At 28.3% G+C, this 1,231-nt stretch carries 2 protein-coding genes; both read left to right on the top strand.

Annotated elements, in window-relative coordinates; all coding sequences use genetic code 11:
* Positions 1-414, top strand: a 414-nt coding sequence (locus HNQ06_RS05610; protein ID WP_484478984.1) for a phage terminase large subunit family protein, incomplete at its 5' end; no start/stop codon positions are given.
* Between the two features lie 65 nt (positions 415-479).
* The coding region (locus HNQ06_RS05605) for an anti-CBASS protein Acb1 family protein (RefSeq protein WP_184108020.1) at positions 480-1,231 on the top strand (752 nt) is incomplete at its 3' end.

The following is a 1,231-nucleotide window of genomic DNA, read 5'->3' as shown; positions in this document are numbered from 1 at the left end:
GATCAACGACCAGCCAATGACCCTTATATTATGAATATGGTAAAGACTGTTTTAGAAAATTTCAATGTACATACACTGTATTTAGAGGATAGAGACGATACAAAAGGTTCTGGTGGATTGACTCGTGAATATATGAGGCTTAGGAGCAATATGAGTCAATATTTTAGAATTGCTCCAGTTAAGCCAAAGTCTAATAAATTTAGTAGAATAACAACTTTAATTACGCCTTTTACTTACAAAAAACTTTACATTACAAAGTACAGTAGTTCTTCTGTATTTAATGATATTTATGCTTATAAAGGGGATAACAAAATCCATGATGATGCTCTTGACGCAATATCCGCTGCATATTTGATATTATCTTTAGGATATAAGGAAAGAAGTGTTCATTTTGGCAATCAAAGATTTTTGTAAATTTTTTTGACAAAAATATTAGTTTTTGCTATTATATATATAATTTAATAAAGAGAATTGAAAAGTTGTGTGATTTAAGAAAAGCAAAACTAATAGACAAAATAAGTTCATTAGAACTTTACAAATATTCAATATTTTTTAGAAATTACATTGAAAATGTAGCAGAAGACTGTCTCAAGAACGGACTTGTTCTTGAGAGCGCTGACCGCAATGTTAGTGAGTTTGAACTTGCTAGGTTAAAGGTGCAACTTAAAAATGCTTTGCTTAATTGTATTATAAGCTACCGTTTCCATGGAATTGGATATATTTTAGTAAAAACTAAAGATAAACTATTAGATCTTGAAGAACCGGTTAATATAGAGCTACCTATTGGATTTGAATATCTTGATTATGAATCTATTAGGGATTTAGGAATTGATTTTGACCATATAACTTACAAAGTAAAAACCAATAATAAGGTCAATTCTTTCGATGCCATTAAAATACATAAAAGTCGTCTCATAATATATGAAAACTTTGATTTTATATTAAAAAGATATGTTCCGTGTTATACAGAAAGTTTTTTGTTAGATATTTATTTATTTGAGAAAATATACGTTGAAATAGAAAAGCGTATTGAAAACCACAATTTTTTGTTTTACAAAGACGAATCTTTAGTTCAACTGCAAGATGCACTCTCTAGCGCAACAACTTCTTTAAGTGCTCTTACTAAGAGTAGTAATAATGATAAAGGAAGCGGAATTTTATCTTCTTTTTTGAGAAAACAAAACTCAAATAATCATAATAAAGATATTTCTAATTTACGCAATCTTAATGA

Origin of the sequence: Borreliella lanei, from assembly GCF_014205895.1 — a bacterium.
Classification (GTDB): Bacteria; Spirochaetota; Spirochaetia; order Borreliales; family Borreliaceae; genus Borreliella; species Borreliella lanei.
The sequence above is the reverse complement of the archived record's forward strand: the minus strand, read 5'-3'. Positions and strand labels throughout refer to the sequence as shown.